The sequence below is a fragment of the Xenorhabdus thuongxuanensis genome (assembly GCF_001908095.1).
GTDB classification, from domain to species: Bacteria; Pseudomonadota; Gammaproteobacteria; order Enterobacterales; family Enterobacteriaceae; genus Xenorhabdus; species Xenorhabdus thuongxuanensis.
Genome location: NZ_MKGR01000069.1, coordinates 1 through 1,814, shown reverse-complemented (window position 1 = coordinate 1,814; position 1,814 = coordinate 1). Strand labels below are relative to the sequence as shown.

Sequence of the window (1,814 nt, the reverse complement as noted above, 5' to 3'; positions counted from 1 at the left end):
TGGGAAAAGCTGACTCTGATCCTGAAAGTGCTGGGTTATCCTTCAAGCTGGAAAGTCCATTCAATGTTCAATTCTTGCTGAATAGGTGTGACGACTGGGATCTGTCGGGAGCTGGATGCGGTAGTTCTGCATGTCCGGTTCTGAGGAGGGATCTGCCCGGGTGACTGGGCAGGTCTACTCACCAAATGTGGTCATTCGTCGGGAATAAAAAGTGCCAGCGTTGGTTATGGTATGCTTGGGAGCCTCGCCTAAAACGTATCATTGCGCATGCTTTTGGTAGACGAAACAAGAAAACGCTGAAAAAGTTATTGAAAAAACTGTCTAAATGCAAGGTGGCCTTTTGGTGTACTGATAATTATCGTGCCTATAATTTACTGCCTTCAGCCAACCATCTGGTTGGAAAATATTTTACTCAACGTATTGAACGTGAAAATTTAACGTTACGTAACCGAATTAAGCGCCTGAACCGTAAAACACTTGGTTATTCAAAGTCACCTGAAATGCATGACAAAATCATTGGCACTTTCATTGAACGTGAATATTATGTTTGAGGGTGATCAACGATTTGAATACATGACCGGAAAAGTGATGAGTGATACCGATAAAAATGATAAGAGAAAGAAAATTCAAAAACGCTCCAGTCATTTTATTCCTTATAAAACGACGTATGATTTGCGTTTAAATAAAAGAGAACTCAATTTAATCAACATACTGATGCAGGTCCAGGGTTATGAATATGGCTTTTTTACCGTGTTAGGGGTTCGTCCTTTATCGCAACGGGGTAACCATAAAAACAGTGCCATCTATGTCGTGCGGTGCCGATGTGGTAAATACGCAGTCAGGACACTCAAGGCAATCAAAAATCCGGCGAATGTGGCTGATATGTGTGAGCATTGCCTTCACCTGTACAACCTGAGGCGCAGAAACCTTTTTCTCACGACAGGAAAAGAGGTCGATTTGTCAGAATTAACCGGCATTAAATATAAACATCCTTTAGAGATTAAAGTATAAGGGAATGGTGTTCCTGATAGGTTATGGATTTACCCTGACGTTGGGACTTTTTCGCTGAATTTCTCACCTTAATATCGAACAAAAGTTTGACCTTGCTCAACCTAATCGATAAGGTACTTAACTGTTACCCATGATCCATTGCCTGTAAGGATCAGCGTTAAGCGGCAAACGAAAACTCCCGTAGCCTGCAAGGGAGTGCATACCATGCGGTACATCTGCGCACTTTTGGAAGCAGATATCCCCGGACACCTAACCCATCGTCTGAGGATGAAAGTTTCCCGGTGTTATTCATCACCGGCTATTCACACAACAGGGCAAAATAGGCCCTGTCTTACGTTAAACGAGACCGTTTTAACCGGTACAACATTCACCCACGTTTTGTATCTATCACGATAAACGTCACGAAAATTACGCGGCGTCACTTGTGTTTGAGCGAAGCGATGACCAAGTGACGCCGCAAAGCGGCCAACGTCCAGAGCCCATCCGGTCTGGCTTTACGACCGATTTGAATCCCGCATTACTCAGTGAAACCACGTAAAACAGACTATTAACCACCCTGTTGTCTGATGGATAAACGATTGTCCTATCGGATTTTCAACCCATTGCCTGATTGCAGGCTGATGCAGTAAAAATTAAGGAGAAATTCATCACGTCAAGATAATGAGGCGTTCATCCTGATGAGATCAGGCCCTGAACGGGGAGCATGACCGGATTGTAGAACTCTTTTCCTGTACCGTGCTGGGACTGGCGCAGGAACCCGGTGATTTTCTGGGCAGTGTGTTTATGGCGCTTGATTTAGGTAA

The 1,814-nt window shown here is 44.0% G+C and carries 1 protein-coding gene and 1 pseudogene; both read left to right on the top strand.

Annotated elements, in window-relative coordinates; genetic code table 11:
• Positions 1–182: 182 nt before the first annotated feature.
• Positions 183–551: pseudogene (locus Xentx_RS17975) on the top strand (IS1 family transposase); the annotation flags it as partial.
• The gene (locus tag Xentx_RS17970) at positions 505–1,011 is read left to right on the top strand and encodes a hypothetical protein (RefSeq protein ID WP_244149909.1); all 507 of its coding nucleotides are present in this window, start codon (positions 505–507) and stop codon (positions 1,009–1,011) included. The pseudogene Xentx_RS17975 and the gene Xentx_RS17970, both read left to right, overlap by 47 nt.
• Positions 1,012–1,814 lie beyond the last annotated feature (803 nt).